The 21463-nt window shown below is 70.5% G+C and carries 22 protein-coding genes; 14 read left to right on the top strand and 8 right to left on the bottom strand.

Annotated elements, in window-relative coordinates:
- Positions 1 to 86 precede the first annotated feature (86 nt).
- From HTV45_RS09890 to uppS, 4 genes are all read left to right on the top strand, one after another.
- Complete coding sequence (locus HTV45_RS09890; RefSeq protein ID WP_215205308.1) at positions 87 to 692, top strand: ABC transporter ATP-binding protein; 606 nt, start codon at positions 87 to 89, stop codon at positions 690 to 692.
- Complete coding sequence (locus HTV45_RS09895; RefSeq protein ID WP_215205309.1) at positions 689 to 1501, top strand: ABC transporter permease; 813 nt, start codon at positions 689 to 691, stop codon at positions 1499 to 1501. Before HTV45_RS09890 ends, HTV45_RS09895 begins: the two co-directional genes overlap by 4 nt.
- A gap of 156 nt (positions 1502 to 1657) precedes the next feature.
- Entirely contained in the window at positions 1658 to 2242 is a 585-nt protein-coding gene (locus HTV45_RS09900) for a hypothetical protein (RefSeq protein WP_251691858.1), read from the top strand.
- Between the two features lie 367 nt (positions 2243 to 2609).
- Positions 2610 to 4448 carry a polyprenyl diphosphate synthase gene (gene uppS / locus HTV45_RS09905; protein WP_215205310.1) on the top strand — a complete coding sequence of 613 codons (1839 nt, stop codon included), beginning with the start codon at positions 2610 to 2612 and terminating at the stop codon, positions 4446 to 4448.
- On the opposite strand, the gene HTV45_RS09910 is transcribed toward uppS, so the two are convergent.
- Positions 4411 to 4716, bottom strand: coding sequence for a helix-turn-helix domain-containing protein (locus HTV45_RS09910; protein WP_285899629.1), 306 nt, complete (start codon positions 4714 to 4716; stop codon positions 4411 to 4413). The two genes, uppS and HTV45_RS09910, sit on opposite strands and share 38 nt — an antisense overlap.
- Positions 4717 to 4967: 251 nt before the next feature.
- On the opposite strand from HTV45_RS09910, the gene HTV45_RS09915 reads away from it, so the two are divergent.
- Positions 4968 to 5312, top strand: coding sequence for a hypothetical protein (locus HTV45_RS09915; protein WP_215205311.1), 345 nt, complete (start codon positions 4968 to 4970; stop codon positions 5310 to 5312).
- A gap of 22 nt (positions 5313 to 5334) precedes the next feature.
- A complete protein-coding gene (locus tag HTV45_RS35205; RefSeq protein ID WP_215205312.1) occupies positions 5335 to 5634 on the top strand; it encodes an SUKH-3 domain-containing protein in 300 nt (99 codons plus the stop codon).
- Between the two features lie 255 nt (positions 5635 to 5889).
- On the opposite strand, the gene HTV45_RS09925 is transcribed toward HTV45_RS35205, so the two are convergent.
- Together HTV45_RS09925 and HTV45_RS09930 are read right to left on the bottom strand one after the other, a co-directional pair.
- A complete protein-coding gene (locus HTV45_RS09925) occupies positions 5890 to 6156 on the bottom strand; it encodes a protealysin inhibitor emfourin (RefSeq protein ID WP_215205313.1) in 267 nt (88 codons plus the stop codon).
- A 21-nt stretch (positions 6157 to 6177) separates the two neighbouring features.
- Positions 6178 to 7248, bottom strand: coding sequence for a M4 family metallopeptidase (locus tag HTV45_RS09930; RefSeq protein ID WP_215205314.1), 1071 nt, complete (start codon positions 7246 to 7248; stop codon positions 6178 to 6180).
- A gap of 328 nt (positions 7249 to 7576) precedes the next feature.
- Here HTV45_RS09930 and leuA point away from each other — a divergent pair, with 328 nt between their 5' ends.
- Both leuA and HTV45_RS09940 read left to right on the top strand, forming a co-directional pair.
- Positions 7577 to 9307 carry a 2-isopropylmalate synthase gene (gene leuA / locus HTV45_RS09935; protein ID WP_215205315.1) on the top strand — a complete coding sequence of 577 codons (1731 nt, stop codon included), beginning with the start codon at positions 7577 to 7579 and terminating at the stop codon, positions 9305 to 9307.
- Positions 9308 to 9493: 186 nt separating this feature from the next.
- A complete protein-coding gene (locus HTV45_RS09940) occupies positions 9494 to 10195 on the top strand; it encodes a TerB family tellurite resistance protein (protein ID WP_215205316.1) in 702 nt (233 codons plus the stop codon).
- A 27-nt stretch (positions 10196 to 10222) separates the two neighbouring features.
- Here HTV45_RS09940 and HTV45_RS09945 read toward each other — a convergent pair whose 3' ends face one another.
- Positions 10223 to 10771: a GNAT family N-acetyltransferase gene (locus HTV45_RS09945; protein ID WP_215205317.1), complete on the bottom strand. Its 549-nt coding sequence runs from the start codon at positions 10769 to 10771 to the stop codon at positions 10223 to 10225.
- A gap of 339 nt (positions 10772 to 11110) precedes the next feature.
- Here HTV45_RS09945 and HTV45_RS09950 point away from each other — a divergent pair, with 339 nt between their 5' ends.
- The 6 genes from HTV45_RS09950 to HTV45_RS09975 all read left to right on the top strand — a co-directional run bounded on the left by HTV45_RS09950 (position 11111) and on the right by HTV45_RS09975 (position 17957).
- On the top strand, positions 11111 to 11863 hold the full coding sequence (locus tag HTV45_RS09950) for an SCO2525 family SAM-dependent methyltransferase (RefSeq protein ID WP_215205450.1): 753 nt from the start codon (positions 11111 to 11113) through the stop codon (positions 11861 to 11863).
- 54 nt (positions 11864 to 11917) lie between these two features.
- Positions 11918 to 13762: an SCO2524 family protein gene (locus HTV45_RS09955; protein ID WP_215205318.1), complete on the top strand. Its 1845-nt coding sequence runs from the start codon at positions 11918 to 11920 to the stop codon at positions 13760 to 13762.
- A gap of 3 nt (positions 13763 to 13765) precedes the next feature.
- On the top strand, positions 13766 to 14683 hold the full coding sequence (locus HTV45_RS09960; RefSeq protein ID WP_215205319.1) for an SCO2523 family variant P-loop protein: 918 nt from the start codon (positions 13766 to 13768) through the stop codon (positions 14681 to 14683).
- The gene (locus HTV45_RS09965) at positions 14680 to 15645 is read left to right on the top strand and encodes an SCO2522 family protein (protein WP_215205320.1); all 966 of its coding nucleotides are present in this window, start codon (positions 14680 to 14682) and stop codon (positions 15643 to 15645) included. The genes HTV45_RS09960 and HTV45_RS09965 overlap by 4 nt, the downstream gene beginning before the upstream one ends.
- A gap of 1 nt (position 15646) precedes the next feature.
- Positions 15647 to 16648 (top strand): SCO2521 family protein, encoded by a 1002-nt coding sequence (locus tag HTV45_RS09970; protein ID WP_215205321.1) that lies wholly within the window; start codon positions 15647 to 15649, stop codon positions 16646 to 16648.
- A gap of 103 nt (positions 16649 to 16751) precedes the next feature.
- The gene (locus HTV45_RS09975; protein WP_215205322.1) at positions 16752 to 17957 is read left to right on the top strand and encodes a hypothetical protein; all 1206 of its coding nucleotides are present in this window, start codon (positions 16752 to 16754) and stop codon (positions 17955 to 17957) included.
- A 235-nt stretch (positions 17958 to 18192) separates the two neighbouring features.
- Here the strand turns inward: HTV45_RS09975 and HTV45_RS09980 are convergent, their stop codons facing one another.
- From HTV45_RS09980 to HTV45_RS09995, 4 genes are all read right to left on the bottom strand, one after another.
- Positions 18193 to 18546 (bottom strand): hypothetical protein, encoded by a 354-nt coding sequence (locus HTV45_RS09980; protein WP_215205323.1) that lies wholly within the window; start codon positions 18544 to 18546, stop codon positions 18193 to 18195.
- A 173-nt stretch (positions 18547 to 18719) separates the two neighbouring features.
- Entirely contained in the window at positions 18720 to 20213 is a 1494-nt protein-coding gene (locus tag HTV45_RS09985) for an alpha/beta hydrolase (protein WP_215205324.1), read from the bottom strand.
- Between the two features lie 66 nt (positions 20214 to 20279).
- Positions 20280 to 20573, bottom strand: a complete 294-nt coding sequence (locus HTV45_RS09990; protein WP_215205325.1) for a DUF397 domain-containing protein — start codon at positions 20571 to 20573, stop codon at positions 20280 to 20282.
- Positions 20555 to 21388, bottom strand: a complete 834-nt coding sequence (locus tag HTV45_RS09995; RefSeq protein WP_215205326.1) for a helix-turn-helix transcriptional regulator — start codon at positions 21386 to 21388, stop codon at positions 20555 to 20557. The genes HTV45_RS09990 and HTV45_RS09995 overlap by 19 nt, the downstream gene beginning before the upstream one ends.
- Positions 21389 to 21463 lie beyond the last annotated feature (75 nt).

The raw sequence follows: 21463 nt of genomic DNA on the forward strand, positions 1-21463 counted from the left end.
TGGGATGCGATGCCGTGCCCTTTCCAGCTCGCGATCGTTAGGCCGTTCGGTCACAGTCGGTTCAGGTCTACGGGGGAAGGACGGGCGTGGAGGTCAAGGATGTGCACCATGCCTACCGGCAGCGCGCGGTCCTGCAAGGCGTTGATCTGAGGCTTCGGGCCGGGACACTGTGCGGGATCGTCGGGGAGAACGGCGCCGGCAAGTCCACCCTGCTGAAAATCCTTTCCGGTGAGCTGCGGCCCACGCGCGGCACGGTCCGTCACAACGGGCGGTTCGGCTACTGCCCGCAGCAGGTGGTCCTCAACGACGCGCTGACCGTCCGGCAGCACCTGACGTATTTCAAGACGGCCTACCGGCTGGCCGATGTGCGTTATGCCGAGGAGATCATGGAGATTCTGGGCTTCACCGGGTACGTCGATGAGCGGGTGGGGGTGCTGAGCGGTGGCACGCGGCAGAAGCTGAACGTGACGCTGGCGCTCATGCACGATCCGCAAGTGCTTCTTCTGGATGAGCCGTACCAGGGGTTCGACTGGGAGACCTATCAGCGGTTCTGGGATTTGGCCGGGCGGTTGCGGGATGCGGGGCGCTCGGTCCTGGTCGTCTCCCATCTGGCATATGACACGGAGCGTCTGGACGAGCTGTGGCGCCTGGACACCGGCGTGCTGCGCCAGGGCGAGGCGGTCGCCGCGTGAGGGATCACCTGACACACTTCGCTGTCGCCACCCGGTTCACGCTGATCGAGCACGGCCGCAACCAGTTCGCCATGGCCTTGGTGGTCGTGTTCATCCCGGTGTGGACGACCCTGGCCTTCGCGGTCATGCCTGACACTCCGGCCCGGATGCGGCTGCGTGCCACCGGGGAGGCGCTGGCCCCGCACGGCAATGAACTGACCTCGATCAGCGGTGCGCTCAACGCGGTCACGCTGATCACCGGTTTCATGATGTTCGCCGCCACGTTCTCCGGCAGCGGCTTCGACCGCCGACTGGCCATGGCCGGCTACCCGCGCGCCCACCTGGTTCTGGCCAAGGTCACCGCCCTGGCGCTGATCTCGGCCGCGGTCGCCGCCTACGCCACCGCCGTCGCCTGCCTGGTCTGGACACCCCGCCAGCCTCTCCTGCTCGCCGCCGCCCTGTTCTGCGCCGGACTCACCTACGGCGCGCTGGGCGTCGGCTTCGGCTGTCTGCTGCGCCGGGAAGTGGAGGGCATGTTCGCCATCTTGATGACCAGCATCATCGACCTCGCACTGCAAAACCCCATCTCCAGCTCCGGAGCCGACAGCCCGATCCTGCGCCTGCTGCCCTCCTACGGAGCCATGCAGGCCAGCACTACGGCCGGGTTCTCCACCAACCCCGTCCCCGGGCACCTGGCCATCCAGCTGCTGTGGTTCACCGGCGCCGCCCTCATCGGCCTCTTCGCCTTTCACCGCCGCACCCGCAATACCCTCCTCCGCCGCACCCGCACCCACCAGCCCTTCACCACCCCCGCCGCGGAACACGCCTGATCACCAGCCGCTCACACGCTGGAGAAAGGGCGCTCGTTCCCGGCGGCCACCCCCCTGGCCCACACCGGCCGTGCCCTGGGGGCCGGCGATCGTTGCGTAGTCGGGCCGTCCTGCGCCCGGACAAGAACCGACCTACCTCAAGGAGCCCTACCCGCCATGATCTTCTCGCGTGCCATCCAGCGTGCCGCTCTCACCACGGTGGTCCTGTCCGCCTCCGCCCTGACCGTGTCCGCCTCCGCGGCCACCGCGCCCACCTCGACGGTGACCGCGCCGGCCTCGGCAGTGACCGTGCCGGCCCTCGCGCAAGCGGCCGAGATGCCGCCCGCCTGCCAGTCAGCTCTGCTGGACACGCTGGAGAAGTTCCCGGTCGTGGATTACACGGTCCCCGAGAAGGTCCAGAACACCGCGCTGGTGGAGTTCCTCAACCTCAGCGACGCCGACCAGGCCGTCTTCACAGCGGCGGCATGCACCGCCTGGAACAACTGGGCCACCGCCAACGGCAAGGCCGTCGCCGACGACCTGGACACCCGCTACCGGGCCGCCGCCGCACCGGTGTGCAACAAGTTCGCCCGCTCCACCCTCGCCACGATCAAGAAGTACGCGCCCAACATCCCCGCCGAGACCCGGGAACTGGAAAGGGTCGCCAAGAAGGTGTGGGCGGCCACCATGCAGAAGCTGGAGACCCAGGCCACCAACGCCGACTGCAAGAGCACCTACAACACGGTGAAGGCCGGCTGGTAGAGACCATGTAGGTCGGGGTCAGCGAGCGCCGGTGGCGACAGGTTGAGCCACCCGTGGCAAGGGTGGGTGAACTCCTCGATGCAGACGGTCCGCGGAAGACCGCAGCGGTGTGGCCGGCCCTCTTCGATCGCGGGACGGGCGTAGTGGGATGACGTTGTCGGGGACAGGCTGGTCCTGGCTGTCGGATCGCCGGAGGATGAGAACGGCTGCCGCGGGGGCCATTTCCTCCGCTCGATGACTGCCTGCCGCCGACGCACCCACTCCGCCGCCCGGGCCAGAAGCCGGGAAAGCCAGCCTCCCCGGGCCACGCCGAACGCCCACGTCATCGGCAACGCGGACACCGAAGCACACTGAGGTCTCCATCCCCATGCGCACCACCACACAACTCACCACGGCAGACCGCAAGGCGGCCCTGCCCGCACAGCAACGGCGGCCCATTGCCCGGTCGCTTCCGAGTGAAGCCCCGGACCTGCGGGCCGCGTACCGGCTGTGCCGACGCACCACGCGCGTGCACGATACCGGGATCTACGCCCTCATCCGGCTGATGCCGGCCGTGCTGCGCCCGGCCGGCTGGGCGTTGTGGGCGGCGGCGAGCGTCCTGGACGACCTCGCCGACCAGCGGGACGCGCAGCCGGCCGAGCGTGAGGCCCGCGTCGAAGCGTGGACCCGAGCCCTGCAAGACGACCTGGCGGCCGGCACCAGCACCGATCCGGTCCGCCACGCCCTGGTGGACACCGCCCTGCGATGGCATCTGGACCTGTCCAGCCTGCAGGGCGCCATGACCAGCACACGCGACGACGCCCGCGGCCGGCGCTTCGCCGACTGGGACCAGTGGCGCGCTTGGTGCACCGAGGCAGTGGTGCCGTGGGTCGACCAGCTACGGCACCTGTTCGAGCAGGCCGGAGCGCCGATGACGCTCCGGCTGGACCGGCACAAGGACTACGCGCAGTTCGTCGACGGCGCCCGGCTCACCGACATCCTCACCGACCTGAGCACCGACCTCCCCCAAGGCGACCTGCTCCTGCCGCACGAAGCCCTGGTCGCCTTCCCCGGCGTGGAAGACGACCTGCGGCAAGGTCGTTGGAGCCCGGCCACAGCGGCGCTGATCGGGGAGATGACGGCCCTGGCCCGCCAGTGGCTGACCCAGCCCACAATGACCAGGGGCATGCACCCGGGCGCCTCCATCGTCCTCGACACAGCCGCCTGCCTGATGCGCGCCCAACTCGATGCCGTCGACGCCGCCGGCCCCGCCCTGCTCAAGCGCGCACCCCGGCCCACCCTGGTCGCCCGCGCCCGCATCCTCGCCCCCGCCCGCCTCCGCGCGCACCTGGCCTGGAGCCTGACCCCGCTGACCGCCCCCGGGCCCCGACGGCCCTCGGCCCTCCTGAGCGCTGTGAGCCCGGCAGCCGAGAGCACCGCCCTGCGGCCCCCGCTCCCGCACCCAGGCGGGGCCCGGCCCCCGCAGATCCCCGCCGACCGGATGCCCGCCCACGTGGCGGTCATCATGGACGGCAACGGTCGCTGGGCCAACCAGCGCGGCCTGCCCCGCCCAGACGGCCATCGAGCCGGCGGTCCCGCCGTCCACGAGATGATCTACGGCGCCCTCGAGATCGGCCTGCCCCACCTGACCCTGTACGCGTTCTCCACCGAGAACTGGAAACGCGACACCGACGAGATCACCACCATCCTGGACGCGATCCGACACGACCTCGACGAAGGCCCCCTGCGCGACCTCGACGTACGCCAGCGCTGGCTGGGCCACCCCGACAAACTCCCCGACGAACTCGTCCACGCCTTGCGACGCGAAGAGCACCGCACCCGCAACCGCACCGGCCTGACCCTGACCGTGTGCATCAACTACGGCGGCCGCGACGAGATCACCCGCACCGCTGCCGCCCTCGCCCAAGCAGTCCGCGCAGGCGACATCGACCCCCGGTTCATCGGCGAGGACGACTTCGCCCGCCACCTGCCCCACCCCGACATGCCCGACGTCGACCTGCTGTGGCGCACCGGAGGCGAACACCGCACCTCCAACTTCCTTCCCTGGCACGCCACCTACGCCGAACTGCACTTCACCCCCCGCTACTGGCCCGACGTCGACCGGCGTGATCTGTGGCAGGCCATCACCGCATACAGCCGACGCCAACGCCGCCACGGCGCCACACCCCTCACGACCACCCGCAGCACGGCCCAGGCCAGCCGGTAGCGGTCACTCCGTTCGTTTGACAGACCCCCGCCTGGCCATCGCTGAGCTGACACGGAAAGCCGCCGGAGCCCTTGGACACCAGAGCCGCTCTGCCGCCCTTGCGCCAGGCAGCGTGCCAGGCGTACGCCGACTTCCGCGACACCCGTAACCGGCGGGCCGCCTCCGGCGGCCGCACCCCCTGCTCGAACATCTCCGCGGCCTCGAAGCGCGCCGCTTCACGCTTCGCCCGCCCCGCAGCGGTCAGACCGCCGCCATCCGCGTACCTCATGACGAGGATGTAACACCACCAACGCCCGCTGTCACCCCACCCTTTCAACGTCAGCGGCAACGTCAGCGGACAAGGACGGTGCAAGGTGGCGGCTCATCGCCATCGGAGCTGGCCGTCTCGGTGATCCCACCACTGCTGAGCGCGGTGCTGAGAGTGTCGAGGCGTTGCGCTGGAGGCGGAGTCGGACGTGGGCGTAGACGGTGGCGGTGACGCCGATGTGGGCGTGACCCAACAACTCCTTGATCATGAGGATGTCGACGCCCTACGCCGACGTGGCAGAGGCGTACGGCGCGGAATATGCTGCCGAATACACTTCCCCATCGGGGCAGACCTATCGAGCGCACAACAAAGAGCTGGCCGTCGCGCCTCCCGGCACGGAGGATGTGTTTGACGAGTTCGACCACCATGGCGGATGTGCCGAGACCAAGTGTTTGATCAAGGCTTACATGGCCGAGGGGCCCGACGCGATACGTGGAGGGCATATGGATGTTGTCCACGTGGGTGACGACGATGACGGTAGGTGGGAGCACGGCGACGTGGGTCAGCCTTGTGGAAGGTGTTCTCGGCTGAAGAAGGGACTTTCCATTGGACCCTGAATCAACCGCACCCGATCATGGGTTGAGTCTCCCCGTCCAGGAAGCGCTCCTGGCTGCCGGATGGTGGCCAGGGAGGTGCTTGGACATCTCGGACACCGTTGAACGGCTCACTCTCTCCGGATATGTGATCCATGAGAAATTCGCCGACTTCATGAGGGAGTTCCGAGGTTTGGAAATTCAGCCGGTTTTGGCTGCTGGGCCGAATTTCATGAATGACGAACCCTATTGGGTCAGTCCGGATCGAGGGGTTCGATACCTGGACGAAGCGCTCCTGTTGGAGGGTTGTTCGGGGAAATTCACAACCCGGTGGGCTGGTGGCTGAGCAGCAGTCATGTCTTCATGGGTGCCAGCGGCAGAGTGCGGGCACACTTGGACGGCCTCGTCCGGGAGCTCGGCGAAACGCCCCTTGACGCTTTGGAGTTCGCTGTGCGGCCGACTCGACCGCTGGTCTGCCTTTGGTCCTCGCCGGGCCGAAGGCCGTGGCCCAAACGGCCCTGAGTTCCTCGCGCTCTTTGCCGGTGATCCGTTGGCGCTCGGCGGGCCGCTACCGCGGCTTCGCCTCGGGCCGGAGAGTGTGTCACGCCCCCTCCTTCAGCACCCTTCTGATCAGCGTGCGCTGCTCCTCCGTCAGTCCCGGGTCGGCGCAGTGCACCGTTCTGCCGTCCACCGTGATCCGGTAGCTGAAGCCGTCCGGTACCCCGGCCGGCGGGGTGGCCCGGCCTGCGGCCAGGGCCCGCTCGGCCAGGGTGTGCCATTCCGCCGCGTCGGGGCGGCCCGTGGTGTCCACCTCGGCCCGCCGTTCGATGCCCGCGAATCCGCCCGTGCGCCGTACCTGAATACGCATGGATCCGTGTCTAGTACGGAACTACAGCGTCCGCACCCCCACCCGCTCCCACGCCTTGGTCACCGCCTGGAGTTCGTCGCCGTCGCCGTAGCGGGCGCGGGCGGCCTTCAGCGTCAGTGTCGCGAAGTCGGTGAAGTGCGCGTCCTGTTGGAGGTCGCCGCCGGTCAGCACGTCGTACCAGACCTGGCCGGCCCGCTCCCAGGCGTGGCCGCCGAGGGTGGTGGCCGCCAGGTAGAAGGCGTGGTTGGGGATGCCGGAGTTGATGTGCACGCCGCCGTTGTCGCGGCCGGTGCGGACGTAGTCGTCCATCGTCGCGGGCTGCGGGTCCTTGCCGAGCACGTCGTCGTCGTACGCCGTGCCCGGTGCCTTCATGGAGCGCAGCGCCTTGCCCGTGACGTCCGGGGCGAGGAGCTCGGCGCCGATCAGCCAGTCGGCCTCGTCGGCGGTCTGGCCGAGCGTGTACTGCTTGATGAGCGCGCCGATGACGTCCGACACCGACTCGTTGAGCGCGCCCGGCTGTCCGTAGTAGGTCAGGTTGGCGGTGTACTGCGTGACGCCGTGGGCGAGTTCGTGGCCGATGACGTCGATGGCGTTGGTGAAGTCGAGGAAGATCTCGCCGTCCCCGTCGCCGAAGACCATCTGCTCGCCGTTCCAGAAGGCGTTGTTGTACTCCTCGTCGTAGTGCACGGTCGCGTCCAGCGGCAGTCCGTGGCCGTCGATGGAGTCGCGGGCGTACGCCTTCAGGAGGAGCTCGAACGTGGCGCCGAGGCCGGCGTAGGCGCGGTTGACGGTGGCGTCCTGGCCGGGGTCGTCGCCCTCGCCGCGGACCTTCGTCCCCGGCAGGTCGGTGCCGTTCCGGGCGTCGTACACGGTGCGGTGCGGCTTGCCGGGTTCGGCGTCGGCGAGCAGGGCGACGGCCGGGGCGCCGGCGACGGTGGTGAGGTGGCGCTGGGTGCGTTCGTAGGCGTCGCGCTGGATGGTGCGGCGCGCGCGTCCGGAGCGCGCGGGGTCGTCGGACTGCGCCAGCCGGTCGAGGACGTGCGGCGGGATGATCGTGCAGAATACGGGCTCGAAGCCCCCGTTCCTGGTCATGTCAGAACCATTGCACTCCGTCACTGACATGTCACCCCTTGCAACCGTGATGGATGAAATCCTCCGCCACTCCCCCTCCGGCCGCCGCGGGAAGTGGTATACGGCACTCTTTGTCCACTTCATCCCGGCGGTCCCGCATACTGATACGGACCCTCGCACGGCGGGTGACTCGGTTAGGCTGCGGAGCATCATGCGTTTCGGGCTGCTCCTCCTTAGCTGCCGCGGCGAGGGCCTGTACTAGAGGCCGACCCCCTCCCCGCGGAGTTCGGCGTTGCGCCGTCGGCCGTCCACCAGGACACCCCGCGGACCCCCGAGGAGCCCACGCACCATGGCAAACCGCCAGCAGCCCAGTTCCATGCCGATCCAGAAGTACGGCCGCTACGAGCAGGTCGACATCCCCGACCGCACCTGGCCGCACCAGCGGATCACCACCGCCCCCCGCTGGCTCTCCACCGACCTGCGCGACGGCAACCAGGCCCTGATCGACCCCATGTCGCCCGCCCGCAAGCGCGCCATGTTCGACCTGCTGGTGAAGATGGGCTACAAGGAGATCGAGGTCGGCTTCCCCGCCTCCGGCCAGACCGACTTCGACTTCGTACGGTCCATCATCGAGGACCCGGAGGCCATCCCGGAGGACGTCACCATCTCCGTGCTGACCCAGGCCCGCGAGGACCTGATCGAGCGCACGGTGGAGTCGCTGAAGGGCGCCAGGCGCGCCACCGTCCACCTGTACAACGCCACCGCGCCCGTCTTCCGCCGCGTGGTCTTCCGCGGCTCCCGGGACGACATCAGGCAGATCGCCGTCGACGGCACCCGGCTGGTCATGGAGTACGCCGAGAAGCTGCTGGGCCCGGAGACTGGTGGTACGGCGTTCGGCTACCAGTACAGCCCCGAGATCTTCACCGACACCGAGCTGGACTTCGCCCTGGAGGTCTGTGAGGCGGTGATGGACACGTACCAGCCCGGTCCCGGCCGCGAGATCATCCTCAACCTGCCCGCCACCGTCGAGCGTTCCACCCCCTCCACGCACGCCGACCGCTTCGAGTGGATGGGCCGCAACCTGTCCCGCCGCGAGCACGTCTGCCTGTCGGTCCATCCGCACAACGACCGCGGTACGGCGGTCGCGGCGGCCGAGCTGGCGGTCATGGCCGGTGCCGACCGCGTCGAGGGCTGTCTGTTCGGGCAGGGCGAGCGCACCGGCAACGTCGACCTGGTCACGCTGGGAATGAACCTGTTCTCCCAGGGCGTCGACCCGCAGATCGACTTCTCCGACATCGACGAGATCCGCCGTACGTGGGAGTACTGCAACCAGATGGACGTCCACCCGCGCCACCCGTACGTGGGCGACCTGGTCTACACGTCCTTCTCCGGCTCCCACCAGGACGCCATCAAGAAGGGCTTCGACGCGATGGAGGCCGACGCGAAGGCCAGGGGCGTCACCGTCGACGACATCGAGTGGGCGGTCCCGTACCTGCCGATCGACCCCAAGGACGTCGGCCGCTCCTACGAGGCGGTCATCCGCGTCAACTCGCAGTCCGGCAAGGGCGGTATCGCGTACGTCCTGAAGAACGACCACAAGCTGGACCTGCCGCGCCGGATGCAGATCGAGTTCTCGAAGATCATCCAGGCGAAGACGGACGCCGAGGGCGGCGAGATCACGCCGACCGCCATCTGGGACGTCTTCCAGGACGAGTACCTGCCCAACCCGGACAACGCCTGGGGCCGTATCCAGGTCGCCAACGGCCAGTCCACCACCGACCGTGACGGCGTGGACACCCTCACCGTCGAGGCCACCGTCGACGGTGAGCAGACCACCCTGACCGGCACCGGCAACGGACCCATCTCCGCCTTCTTCGACGCCCTGGCCGCCGTCGGCATCGACGTACGCCTGCTGGACTACCAGGAGCACACCATGAGCGAGGGGGCCTCCGCGCAGGCCGCCTCGTACATCGAGTGCGCGATCGGCGACAAGGTCCTGTGGGGGATCGGAATCGACGCGAACACCACGCGGGCCTCGCTGAAGGCGGTCGTCTCGGCCGTCAACCGCGCGGCGCGCTGAACAGCCGTTTCGAGGGGGCAGGGGGCTCCGTCCGCCGTTTCCGGCGGGCGGAGCCCCCGTCGTTTACCGGCCAATAGTCGTGGAGGTCACGGAAAGGTCTCGTCCTGGGTACTGACTCGGGCTCACCGATGTGGCTAACATCACGCAAGCGCGGCGATGGTGCTGTGGCGTTGACGGAGGTGCGACGTGCTGCCAGAACGGGGACCCAACGGCCATGCCGTTGCTGCCGGACTCTCGCGCCTGCTGGGCACCCGCACCGCGTGGACGGCCGTCGGCGACGGGGAGTTCTTCTGTCCCGGCTGCGGCGGCGACCGCAACTACCAGCGGCTCGCCGGACGCCGCCGCTTCACCCTGCTCGGGGTGCCCCTGCTGCCGCGCGGCGAGTCCGCGCCGACCGTCGAGTGCGCCGCCTGCCGCCGCCACTACGGCACCGACGTCCTGGACCACCCCACCACCACCCGCTTCGCCGCGATGCTCCGCGACGCCGTCCACACCGTCGCCCTCGCGGTACTGACCGCGGGCGGCATCTGCTCGCGCGCCTCCCTGGAGACGGCCGCCGGCGGAGTGCGCGCGGCCGGCTTCGACGACTGCACCGAGGACCAGCTGGCCACGCTCGTCGAGGCCCTGGAAGCGGACACCGGCCGCTTCACCGGTGAACCCTGCACGGCGGGCCTCGCCATCGAACTCCACGAGGCCCTGGACCCCCTCGCCCCCCACCTCGCCGCCCCCGGCCGCGAATCCATCCTCCTCCAGGGCGCCCGCATCGCCCTCGCCGACGGCCCCTACACCCCCGCCGAACGCGACGCCCTCGCCACGGTCGGCGCGGCCCTCACCATCTGCGCGACCGACGTGACCCGGCTGCTGGCGGCGGCCCGGACGGCGTCCTGACCGGACGACGGAACGCCGAGCGGCGGCTCAGCGGTCCCGCGCCAGCCGCAGGTGCATGATCTGACGGTCCTGGCCGGGGCCGAAGTAGTCGGGGCGCAGACCGTCGTCGGGCGGTTCGGGGCTGAAGCCCAGGGAGCGATAGAGCAGGATCGCGGCGTGGTTGCCGGGCTCCACGGTCAACCGGACCTGCTCGATCCCGTCCCCGCGCAGCCGGGCCAGGACCTCCGTCATCAGCTCCCGGCCCAGTCCGTGCCGACGGCGGTTCCGGGTCACGCACAGACCGAGGATCCAGCTGTCCCGGCTGAGCGCCGAGGTGGCGGCCAGCACGTATCCGCGCAGCCGGCCCTCGCCCTCGTCGAGGACCAGCAGGTGTTCCGCGTACATGTCGTACAGCTGGCGCAGCAGGAAGGCGGGATAGGCGACCTCCTGGAAGACCTCCTCGTCGAGCCGGCGCAGTTCCGGCAGGTCGGACTCCCGTGCCGCGCGCAGGGCCGGACTCCGGGACCCCGGAGACCCGGACGGGTCCGCGAAGTGCCCTTCGTGGTCCAGAGTGCGCTCCAGCGGTTCGGCGGTCATGCAACCCCCCAGTCGGGACGTGCGGACGTCAACGCGATGAGCACCGGCCCCTCACCCGGAAGGATTCAAGGCTCCCGGTGGCGGCCGGTGGCCCCTTCTGGCTAGAGTGACCTTCCAACTCAGCCCGTGCAAGGGCGAGTTCGGGTGTACGGAGGAGTGCTGACGTGCGCCTGGTGTGCGCCCGTTCTCTGCGGACTGGCGTGTTCCTGGCTGTCTCCGTGCGCCACATCGGCCTACCGTGCGAGAACCGGGGATGCCGTTTCGGCTGCCGACGTTCACAGGGACGCGCAGACAGGGCACACGGTCTTGTCCGACACTGAAATGGAACGCGGCAGGGTGATGATGGACCGGAACGCCGATGCCCCCTGGTCGAAGTTCGATCCAGAGGCCTATGTCGACCTCAACTACCGCACCCCGCTCGAGGTCGACCTGCTGATCGTGCGGCTGATGCGCGACTACTTCAGCGGCTGCTTCGCGAACGGCGTCCCTGACTCGGTGCGCGGAGTGGACGTCGGCGCCGGCGCGAACCTTTACCCGGCGCTGTCCATGCTGCCCTGGTGCGAGAAGGTCCTCCTGCTCGAGTACGCCCGCCCCAACGTCGAGTACCTGGAGAAGCAGGCGTCTCCCGCCGGGTACGACGTGGTGTGGGACCCCTTCTGGGACGTGTTCGGTGCCGACCCCGCCTACCGCCGGGTCGAGCCGAGGAGCCGGTTCGGCGAGATCGTCCGGGTGGAGCGGGGCAGCCTCCTCGATCTCGACGGACAGCGGCGCTGGGACATCGGGACGATGTTCTTCGTCGCCGACTCCATGTCCGAGTGCCCCGAGGAGTTCCAGCGGGGCATGACCTGCTTCATGGACGCACTGACCGAGGGCGCCCCGTTCGCCGCGGCGTTCATGAAGGAGTCGGTCGGCTACCGGATCGGTGACCAGCGTTACCCGGCCTACCGGGTGAACGAGCACCGGGTCCGGGAGAGCCTGACGGGCTTCGCCGACGGCCTGGAGATCCACGACCTGCACCACGTGGTGCGGCCGGGCCACGAGGGAATCATCCTCGCTCTGGGGCGGCGGAACTCGGCGGTTGCCGCCACGTAGGAACGGGGACCATGTCTGCACACGGGCAACCGGATCTGTGCGAGGGGTAGGGGGATGCAGATCAAGCCACGCCAGCATCTGCTGGACATCTGGCGGGCCGCGGCACGCCACTCGTTCGACGACGGCAAACTCCTCTGGGGGGACGGCGACGGACTGAGCAGTGTCGCGGACGCGGAGCGCTTGCTCTGTCTGCTGTACCCCGCCACGGAGATCCCCGCGTTCCGCCTGGACCAGCCCGACACCACCGAGCAGGACGTGCTGCGCGCGCTGGAACGGGTCGGCAGCCGGCTGGAGATCCCGCCGAACCTGATCGCCGCGCTGACCCAGTTCATGCGCACCTACACCGGACCCGACGACAGCCCCACCTTCGCCGGCGGACCGTACTTCAAACCCGTCGACACCTCCCAGGAACTCACCTACGAGCAGGGCAAGTTAGGTGTCGTCGACTCCTACTCCATGTCCGTCACGCTCTGCCTCGCCACCCTCGGGTTCCTCAAGGTCTACGAAACCAGCACCACCCGCCCCGACGTACGCAGAGCCCTCAGCGAGCTGCGGGACGCCACCAACGCCCGGCTGACCGCCGCGATGATCAGCCTGCTGCGCTCCTTCACCGTCAACGTCTTCGACGCCGAGTCCGAGCAGGGCCGCCGGCTGATCCAGGTCATCGGCCAGAACAGACACTCCGACCGGGCGGTGCTCCAGCAGTTCTCCCGGCGCTTCCGCCCGCTGCGCGCCACCATCATCGAAAGTCTCAGCCGAGGCATCCAGGTCGACGAGAGCATCCGGGACGAGACCCAGCTCTTCGAGTGCGGCTGGGCCTGGGGCGTGGTCAAGGACGCGCCGCGGATCACCGACCTGGACGTCCAGGTGGCCGGCCAGCCCGAGGGCATCGCCGACCGGCTGCCGTACGTGTACTTCACCGTGGTCGCCCTGGACGGTATCCAGGACCTCTTCTCCGACCGCACCCTCACCCTGGGCCTGCTCGACGCCGACCAGCAGAAACTCGCCGAGGCGCTCCGGCTGCGCTGGGAGCTCAGCCAGCAGTACTGGTCGGCCGTCGCCCGCTTCGGCAGCGACCGCTGGCCCCTGGAGGACCTCCCCTGGCAGACCACCGGACTGCGGCTGGAGTCGGAGTACTTCTCCCTGACCGTCGCGGCCATCCTCGTGCACGACCTGGTCCGCCGGAAGGCCACCGACGACGACCTCACCCGCACCGTCGCCATCATGGAACGCCTCGCCGACCGCGGCCGCGTCACCAGCCGGATGACGATGAACGACCCCGTCGTCCGGCTGCACGACCCGGGCGTGCTGATGCCCCTCGCCGGATCCGAACGCTCCGGATCGCTGCTCCAGTGGCGGATGACCGACTTCTCGGCCCAGCTGCTCAAGCGGACCGTCCAGCTCGCCGAACTCTCCCGCAGCATCGACGCCCAGGACCGGCTGCTGCGCCTCGCCGAGCAGACCTTCGAGCACCTGTGGAACCGGAGGATCGCGGACGGCGACGGCGCCGGCCTCTGGGACAACGTCCGGGCCGTCTACCCGGACGCCCACGGCATCACCCGCCGGCTGTCCTGGAGCGTCACCGAGCGGGTCACCGAGTGCCTGGTCGCCGCCCGCAACATGTACGAACAGCAGCCCATCCGCAGCACGGAACTCGCCGAGCTCGCCCGGGACCTGCTCAGCGAGGCCACGCACCTGTTCGGCAAGGAACAGCTGGAGGCCTCCGCCGCCGGCGACGGGAGCCGGGGCCGTGCCATGCGGAACATAGAGAGCCGCCTGGAGCACGCCCGCCGTCTGGTCGACGACCGGCCCGCCAGCGCGTTCGCGCTCGCCCTGCCCGTGCTCCAGGAACTCGACACCCTGGCCCAGGCCCGGGACGCCGCCGCGCAGGAGGGCTGAGCCGTGCTCGTCTTCGCCGCCTCCGACAAGGGAGGCACGGGCCGCTCGGTCACCAGCGCCAACCTCGCCTACCAGCGCGCCCTGACCGGCGACCATGTCGCCTACCTGGACTTCGACTTCGGATCACCGACCGCCGCCGCCGTCTTCGACGTCCCCAGCGCGATGCGGGGCACCGAGGAGCGGGGCCTGCACTCCTACCTCGAGGGCGAGGTCACCGAGCCGGCCGGCATCGACATCTGGCGGGACACCGAGCACCCCATGCTGCGGGCCCGGCAGAACCAGTCCGGCCGCCTGGTCCTCTACCCCGGCGACATCGGCGGCGGCGAGTTCGCCACGGGCGAGGAGGCCCTGGAGCGGTGCACCGACCTCCTCCTGCGGCTGCACGGCGAGTTCGACCTGGTCGTCGTCGACCTGAGCGCCGGCCGCAGCTACGCCGTCGACCTCGTCCTGGCGGCCACGGCCCACCCCCGGATGCGCCACGTCCCCTACCGCTGGCTCGTCTTCCACCGCTGGACCCACCAGCACGTCATCGCCGCCGCCGGTCTCGTCCACAAGGAGAACGGCATCGTCCGCGGCGGAGTCGAGCGCGGACACCGCAGGGAGACGCTGCAGGGCAACATCCGCTTCGTACGGGCCGCCGTGCCCGACCCCGAGTCGCCCCTGTTCTCGCAGATCTCGCACGCGCAGCAGACCTGGATGCAGGCCTGCGACAAGGCGCTGCGCCGGCTCGCCGCCGACCAGCGCATCGGCGACAGCGTGGTCCTCGGCACCGTACCGCTCGAGCCCATCCTGCAGTGGCGCGAACAGCTGATCACCGAGGACGACGTGCTCTCCACCCAGATCGCCAACAAGGAGACGCTGGAGGCGCTCGAGGAGATCGCCCGGCGGCTGACCGACGACTCCCACTGGGGGCGGCCATGACGGAAGCGGTGTTCCGCGAAACCACCGCCGAGCCGCGGACCCAGGCGGTGCCGCTGTCCCACCTCTCCCTGGAACTCGGCCACTTCTACATGGAGGACCTCGAGGCCGGCCCCGGCCGTCTGCGGCTCCACTTCGAGCGGGTACGTCCCTGGGTGGAGGCGGCGCGCACGGCCGCGGCCGACCTGGCCGGCGGCAAGCGCCCCCGGATCAGCACCTGTTTCCTCGTCGACGACTACTTCACCCGTTTCTCCAGCCCCGCCGAACTCGTCCCCCTGCTGCTGGCGGAGGCCGGTCGCGCCGGGCTGAGCGTCGACTACCTGGCCCGCGAGTCCGGCTGCGCGGTCAACGGCAAGGTGCCCGTCGCGGAGGCGGTGGCCGGCCGCATCGTCGAGGAACCGCCGCCCGGCAGTTACGGCAACCGGCCCCCCGCCGCACAGACCGGCTGGCTGGCCAACGGGCTGCGCAGCCCCGCCGCGCGCACCCCCCAGGCCATGCGGAGGGCCACCGCCTGGCAGCCGCCCACGGAGACCGCGGCCCGCCGGCACTCCGTCTTCCTGGACGTCGAGCTCTTCAGCGACACCCCCGACGGGCAGCGCGTCTGGTCCTGCCCCTTCCTGGCCGCCGTCTGGCAGCTCGCCCGCCTCGGGCTGCTGCGCCACCAGGGCGGAGCCGTCCTCGACCCGCACCCCCACACCGGCCCGGCGTTCCCCGACGACTGGGACGAACTGCCCGCGCTCGTCCAGCTCAACCCGCGCGCCGACCCGTTCACCGCCTACCGGACCTGCTCCGTACTGCCCAACCGCTTCCTGCCCGTCGAGCATGCCGTCCGGGTGATCCTCGACCAGATCGAGGTGGACGCGGAGGCCCTGCGCCAGGTCGGTGAACGGTCCGCCCGCGAGTCCGTGGCCGTGCCCGAGTCGGTGGCCGACCGCGTCTCCTACCTCTTCTACGCGGGGTCCTGACATGACGGGGGAGGAGACCGCACCGCGTGCCGTGCTCGCCTGCGGCGAGGTCCGGACCTGTCTGCTGCCCGCCGGGCAGGCGCTGGACAGCCGTGCCGCCGCCCAGTTGCTGCGGCTGCGCGCCGACGAGCGCGTCCTGGTCTCCGAACGCCCCAATCTCTACGGACGGTCCCCCGACACCCTCACCGGGGTCGACTGCCCCCTCCCCAGCTCCAACGGCTCCCGCGTCCGCGCGGTCGGCACGGTGGCCGCCCGGGCCGCGCTCACCGAGGGACGCGTGCTGCAGACCTCCGCGTACTTCCGTGTTCCCGCCACCGGCCCCGATCACCGCCGTTCCTGGGGCCACTACCTGGTACGGCCCGGAGTGGTCGAGCCGTTCGGCAAGCTGCCCCGCGAAGCGGTCGCCGAGGGCCTGCTCGACGGCGGGCGGCGCGGCGAACTCGACGTCGGGCTGATCGCCGGCGGACTGCAGACCCGGCTGCTGCGGCACCCGCTGCTCGACCAGCGGCCGCCCCTGAGATCCCGGCCCACCCGGCTGCGCTGGGTGGCCGTGCCCGCCCGGCAGGGCGACGGCCCGTCCATCGAGCGGTTCACCCTCGCCGCGGACGAGTTGCGCACCGTACTGCTGCGCGTCCCCGAGGGCGTCCGCAGCGCCGACGTCGCCGGGCTCTGCGACGACCTCGCCCTGCACGACTGGCTGCTGACGACCGTGGTCCGCATCCTCGACGGTATCCGCCTGGGACCCGGCGAACCCTGGCCGCGACCGGGCCCGCCCGGGGACCTTCCCGTCGTGGTCGGCGCACTGCGGCCCGCCGTGGACCACCTGCTGCACCTGTGGATGCCCCGGGCCCGGGTGTCCGGCGAACTCGCGCCCCTGTGGGCGGCGCTGGAGGAACGGCCAGGGTTCACCCGGCAGTGGCTCGCCCTCGTACAGCGCATCCGCGACCAGTTGGTGCTGCACGCGATCCCCCCGCCGTACCGGGAGGTGGAGCCGAGACCCTGACCCACCCGGCCGGAACACCCACAGCCGCGAGCGGACTCGACGGCACTCCACGCACTTCCCGCATCCCGAACCGACGAAGTTTCCCAACGGGGGGAGAAGCGAGATGAGCACGGCACAGGCACCTCAGCCCGAGGGCACGTCGAGCCCGACGGGCACGACGGGCACATCCGATCACCCGGACGACCGGAGGCCGCCCGGCCGTCCGGCTCCGCCCCGCGCCCCGCACACCCCCGACCGGCCACCGGCCGGCCCCGCCGCGGACACCACACCCAGGGGGACGCACCCGGCCCTCTGGTTCCGCGGACTGCTTCCCGGCCTCGTCGTCGGCCTGCCCGCCTGGGGCGCCGCCGCGTTACTGAGCCCGGAGGACGGTCTCGCACGGCAACTCGGCGCCGCAGGACTCGCCGCCGTCGCCGCGATCGCCCTCCAGTACATCCGCCCCGACCCCGACCGGACGGCGGAGGAACGGGCCCGGCGGGCGGAGAGCCTGCTGGCCGAGACCGCCGCCACCGTACGGGACGGACTGCGGCGCTACGACGATCTGCAGAGCGGCCTGACCCGGCACACCGAGGACATGAAGCAGATCGTCGAGGCCCGTCTGATCCCGCCCGCCCGTGTCGAGCCCCCGCCCCCGCAGGCCCTGGTCCGTATCGAATCGGTGCCCGACCTGGCCACCAACTTCGCCGAGGTCCTGGCGCCGGACCTGCCGATCCTCTCCACCTTCGTCCGCCTGGAGATGCAGCGGGTGATCGGTCAGATGACGGACCTCACCACCCTGACCGCGGAGTGCCCCGGGGAGAACCACGACTGGATGCTGTCCCTGACCCGTGCCGCGGAGAGCTCCATCTGCGCCACCAGCACCTCCGTCGACCGGGAGTTCTGGAACAGCGAGCCCGCGAGCCGCTATCTGCACGCCCAGAAGGAGGCGATCGACGAGCACGGGGTCCCGGTCCGGCGGCTGTTCCTGCTGGAGAGCGCGCGCGAACTGGACGACCGGCTGCTGCGGCTCTGCGAGGAGCAGGAGGTCCTGCACATCGAAGTGCGCGTGGCCGTCCTGCCGGAGCTGCCGCCGCACCTGCTGCGCGGCACCACCAACGACTTCATCGTCTACGACGAGGCGGTCTCCTTCGAGATCGACCAGGACCTGCGCGACGTCAACATCAGAACCCGGCTCATCGCCCGCCAGGACCACGTCCAGGACCGGATCAAACGCTTCCGGGAACTCTGGGAGGCCGGCATGAGCCTGCGCGAACTGGAAGTACGGGTCGACGACGAGGAGGACGGCACCTGGATGGTCGACCGGGCGTGACCCGTCGGCCCGGTCGAGCGGTTCCCGCGCAGCCCGTCCGTGCCGGTCGCCCCGGGGCCCCGGGTGCCTGTCGGACCGTGAGCGCGAGGCGCTGACGCCGGTCGCGCGCGGCCGCAGCGACACCGGGACCGCCCACGTTTCGGGACCGGGCCCGCCCCCCTCCGCGAAGACCCACGTGAGCCGGACCACGGGCAGCTCGGCGCGGCACCGGGGAGACCGTGAGCCGCCCGGCGGTTCACAGGGTGTGGTGCAGCCAGCGCTGGATGGTGGCGTTGATGCCGCCCGACAGGGCGCTCAGACTCTCGATGGCCTCGCGGTCCTCGGGACGCGGCGGGATGCCGGCGGCGGTCAGCGCGGCGTGGAGGTCCAGCCTGCGGCGGTCGCGCGGGTCGATCCCGGTGCCGGTGCCGAAGTGGGTGTCGAGGCGGTCGGCCGGGTTCGGCGGGGCCGGGTGCGGCGCGGCGAGCAGGTAGTCGTCCGCCGGCTGCCCCTCCGCCGGGGGCCACCAGGCGGCGTCCGTGCCGTCGCCGACGGCGTAGGGGTCGACGAAGGCGTGGTGCGGGCCGTACTCGAAAGCGGTCGCGGTCATGGCGGGCTCCTCACCGAAGGGTGTCGGTTCTGCACACCAGGAGGCGGGGCGCGGGCGGTCCGGTTGCGAAGGAGGCGAAACGTCACGCCAACGGCGTCATCGGCAGTTCATCGTCCGGTCGGACGAACGCCTCGTCTCCGGAGGCCGCGGGACCCGGACCCGCGCCCCCATTCCTAGCGGCAGTACGTGTCCCGGTGCGGGCGCTCGCCGGTGGCCAGGAAGCGGGAGACCGTGCGGTCGCCGCAGACGTTGCCGTCGGCGAGGTAGGAGTCGTGGCCGGTCGCGTTCACGGTCACCATCACGGCCCGCCGGCCGAGGGCCTCGCGCATCTTCAGCGCGCCGCCGAGGGGCGTGGCGACATCCCGTTCGTTCTGGACGAGGAGGACGTTGGACGGTCCCCGGCCGGTGATCCGGGTCGGGGCCTCGCGGGGCGGGTAGGGCCACGCGGCGCACGGCATCACGTTGCGGGGCATGCCGGCGGTGAGCGGGTACCTGGCCCGGCTCTCGGCGACGCCCTTCTCGTACACGGCGGCCGACCTGGGCCATTCCACGTCGTTGCAGAGCGTTCCGACGCCGACGGCGGTCACGTTCTGCGCCACCTCCTCCGGCGGCCCGGCCGGCGCGGGCGGTACGGTGCCCTCCCCGGCCGCCAGCATCAGCTTCGCGAGGGCCGGGTAACGGCCGGGCCGGTAGAGGCTGTCCAGCATGGTCTGGCGCAGGACGTTGCCGTTCAGCTCGTCCGGATCGGCGCCGGGCCAGGGGATCGGCTCGCGGTCGAGACGGGCGGCGAGCCGCAGGAACAGCGGGCGCACCCCGGCGGCCTTCTCCGCCACCCGGTCCGGGTTGTCGGGCGCCGACGCCCACGCGGCGAAGTGCGGGAACACGTCCTCGACGCCCTGCTCGTGCCCGGCGAGCCAGGCGCGGGCCACGCGTGCCGGGTCCGGGTTGTCGATGCTGTCCAGCACGATCCGGTCCGTCCGGTGCGGGAACATCTGGCTGTAGACCGCTCCGACGTACGTCCCGTACGAGACGCCCCACGCGGAGATCTTCCGCTCGCCCAGCGCGGCCCGGACGCGGTCGAGGTCGCGGGCGTTGTCACGGGTGCTGATGTGCCGGATCAGTGCGCCGCCGTTGCGTGCGCAGGTCCCCGCCATGCGTTCGGCGGTGGCCTGGTTCTCGTCGATGCTGCCGTCCGGGGCCGGCCAGGGGCGCAGCTTCGTCAGGGCCAGGTCACCGGGCTCCAGCGCGCAGTCGACGGCGGTGGACGGGGCGAGCCCGCGGGGCGCGAACCCGATCAGGTCGTACTGGTCGCGCACCTCCTGCGGCAGCTTCTGCCCCTTGCCGGAGGGGTCGCCGAGGCTGGAGCCGCCCGGTCCGCCCGGGATGAGGAACAGCGCGCCGCGCCGCGCCCGGCCGTCCTCGGCGGGGACGCGGGACAGCGCGAGGGAGATCTGCTCGCCGTCGGGATCGGCATGGTCCAGGGGGACCTGGAGGGTGGCGCACTGCTGACGGGGGTCGGGACCAGTGCCCTCGCAGGCCGACCAGGTGAGGGGCCGCGTGGTGTCCGTGGGGCCGGGTACGGCGTCGGCGGTCAGGGGCGGCAACAGTGCGACGAGGACGGCGGCGGGTACGGCGGTGAGGGCGAGGTTGCGTGTGATCGATGGCATGCGTACGAGCCTCACGGCATCGTCGCGATGCCCACATCCGGGCAACGCCCCTGTTTCAGCGGGGGTTTACCCCAGGGGGCCGTGCATGGTCCCCACCGTGCGGACGAACTCCGTCCAGGTGGCCGACCCGACAACGATCACCGGACCGCCGGCGCCCAGCTTGCTGTCCCGCACGGGGACGACGCCGGGGACTCCGTCGGCTACTTCGAGGCAGTTGCCTCCGTTGCCGTCGCTGTGCGTGCTCTTTCGCCAGCGGGCGGCGCCGGGGAAGTCGTAGGCGACTTCGACGCAGCTGCCGCCCTCGCCGTTGCTGTGGGTGCTCTTGCGCCAGCGTGCGTTGCTCAGGTCGTACTCGCGCATCGTCTGAAGTCCTCCGCCGCCGACTCGACCAGGGCCAGGGACGCCTCCGGCGACAGCGTGGCGACCCTGAGCAGATCGTATGCGCGCTGTGCCCGCTTCACCACGGTCGGGTCATCCACCAAGGTTCCCGAAAACGAGGTCTCTGTATAGGCGACCGGCGGGGCATCGTCGAACTCCATGAGCGTTAGCATCCCGCCCATCGACGGGTGTGCCCCCTCCGTGTACGGCAGCACTGTGACCATTACCTGGCGTTCGCGGAGCAGGCGCGCGATATGCGTCAACTGCCCGGCCATCGCCTCGTACCCCCCAACCGGCATGCGCAGCGCAGTTTCATGCAACACCACCCAATACTCGGGCCGTGTAGCGTCCGCGAGGATGTGCGTCCGTTCGAGGCGGGCCGCAACCTTCTCGTCGACATACTCGTCGGTGACGAACGGGTTGGCTGCCACGGTCACCGCGCGCGCATACATCGCCGTCTGCAAAAGGCCCGGCACCAGCGTCGGCGCGAACTCGCAGATCCTCGTGGCGAGTCTCTCCAACTCCACAACTCCTGCGAAGTAATCCGCGTACCGCCGGTCGTCGATCAGCTTCCTGCACAGCCGCTCGAAAATACCGTCGCTTCCCAGCGCCTCGTCGATCCGCTGGGCCACGTCCAATTGCGGTTTGCGGATGGCCTGTTCGAACTGGCCGATGTAGCCGCCCGAGACGAAGACCCTCGTCCCCAGCTCCACCTGCGTGAACCCGGCGTCCTCCCGGCGTCGCTTCAGCTCCGCTCCGAAGAACTCCCATGCCGCCTGGCGCGAACCGTTGGCCATTGATCAACCCCTTTGTGCAGCCACGAACTTGTAGGGCGCAAACCTCTTCCGAGTGTAGGCACTCAGCGTCACTCT

Origin of the sequence: Streptomyces sp. CHD11 (genome assembly GCF_018638295.1) — a bacterium.
GTDB lineage: Bacteria > Actinomycetota > Actinomycetes > Streptomycetales > Streptomycetaceae > Streptomyces.

What these genes read in the sequence shown, in the direction of transcription:
- HTV45_RS09900 (WP_251691858.1), top strand. Translation starts at nt 1,658, where the DNA reads ATGATCTTCTCGCGTGCCATCCAGCGTGCCGCTCTCACCACGGTGGTC.
- uppS (WP_215205310.1), top strand. Translation starts at nt 2,610, where the DNA reads ATGCGCACCACCACACAACTCACCACGGCAGACCGCAAGGCGGCCCTG.
- HTV45_RS09910 (WP_285899629.1), bottom strand. Translation starts at nt 4,716, where the DNA reads ATGAGGTACGCGGATGGCGGCGGTCTGACCGCTGCGGGGCGGGCGAAG.
- HTV45_RS09915 (WP_215205311.1), top strand. Translation starts at nt 4,968, where the DNA reads ATGTCGACGCCCTACGCCGACGTGGCAGAGGCGTACGGCGCGGAATAT.
- HTV45_RS09925 (WP_215205313.1), bottom strand. Translation starts at nt 6,156, where the DNA reads ATGCGTATTCAGGTACGGCGCACGGGCGGATTCGCGGGCATCGAACGG.
- HTV45_RS09930 (WP_215205314.1), bottom strand. Translation starts at nt 7,248, where the DNA reads ATGACCAGGAACGGGGGCTTCGAGCCCGTATTCTGCACGATCATCCCG.
- leuA (WP_215205315.1), top strand. Translation starts at nt 7,577, where the DNA reads ATGGCAAACCGCCAGCAGCCCAGTTCCATGCCGATCCAGAAGTACGGC.
- HTV45_RS09945 (WP_215205317.1), bottom strand. Translation starts at nt 10,771, where the DNA reads ATGACCGCCGAACCGCTGGAGCGCACTCTGGACCACGAAGGGCACTTC.
- HTV45_RS09950 (WP_215205450.1), top strand. Translation starts at nt 11,111, where the DNA reads ATGATGGACCGGAACGCCGATGCCCCCTGGTCGAAGTTCGATCCAGAG.
- HTV45_RS09955 (WP_215205318.1), top strand. Translation starts at nt 11,918, where the DNA reads ATGCAGATCAAGCCACGCCAGCATCTGCTGGACATCTGGCGGGCCGCG.
- HTV45_RS09965 (WP_215205320.1), top strand. Translation starts at nt 14,680, where the DNA reads ATGACGGAAGCGGTGTTCCGCGAAACCACCGCCGAGCCGCGGACCCAG.
- HTV45_RS09970 (WP_215205321.1), top strand. Translation starts at nt 15,647, where the DNA reads ATGACGGGGGAGGAGACCGCACCGCGTGCCGTGCTCGCCTGCGGCGAG.
- HTV45_RS09975 (WP_215205322.1), top strand. Translation starts at nt 16,752, where the DNA reads ATGAGCACGGCACAGGCACCTCAGCCCGAGGGCACGTCGAGCCCGACG.
- HTV45_RS09980 (WP_215205323.1), bottom strand. Translation starts at nt 18,546, where the DNA reads ATGACCGCGACCGCTTTCGAGTACGGCCCGCACCACGCCTTCGTCGAC.
- HTV45_RS09985 (WP_215205324.1), bottom strand. Translation starts at nt 20,213, where the DNA reads ATGCCATCGATCACACGCAACCTCGCCCTCACCGCCGTACCCGCCGCC.
- HTV45_RS09990 (WP_215205325.1), bottom strand. Translation starts at nt 20,573, where the DNA reads ATGCGCGAGTACGACCTGAGCAACGCACGCTGGCGCAAGAGCACCCAC.
- HTV45_RS09995 (WP_215205326.1), bottom strand. Translation starts at nt 21,388, where the DNA reads ATGGCCAACGGTTCGCGCCAGGCGGCATGGGAGTTCTTCGGAGCGGAG.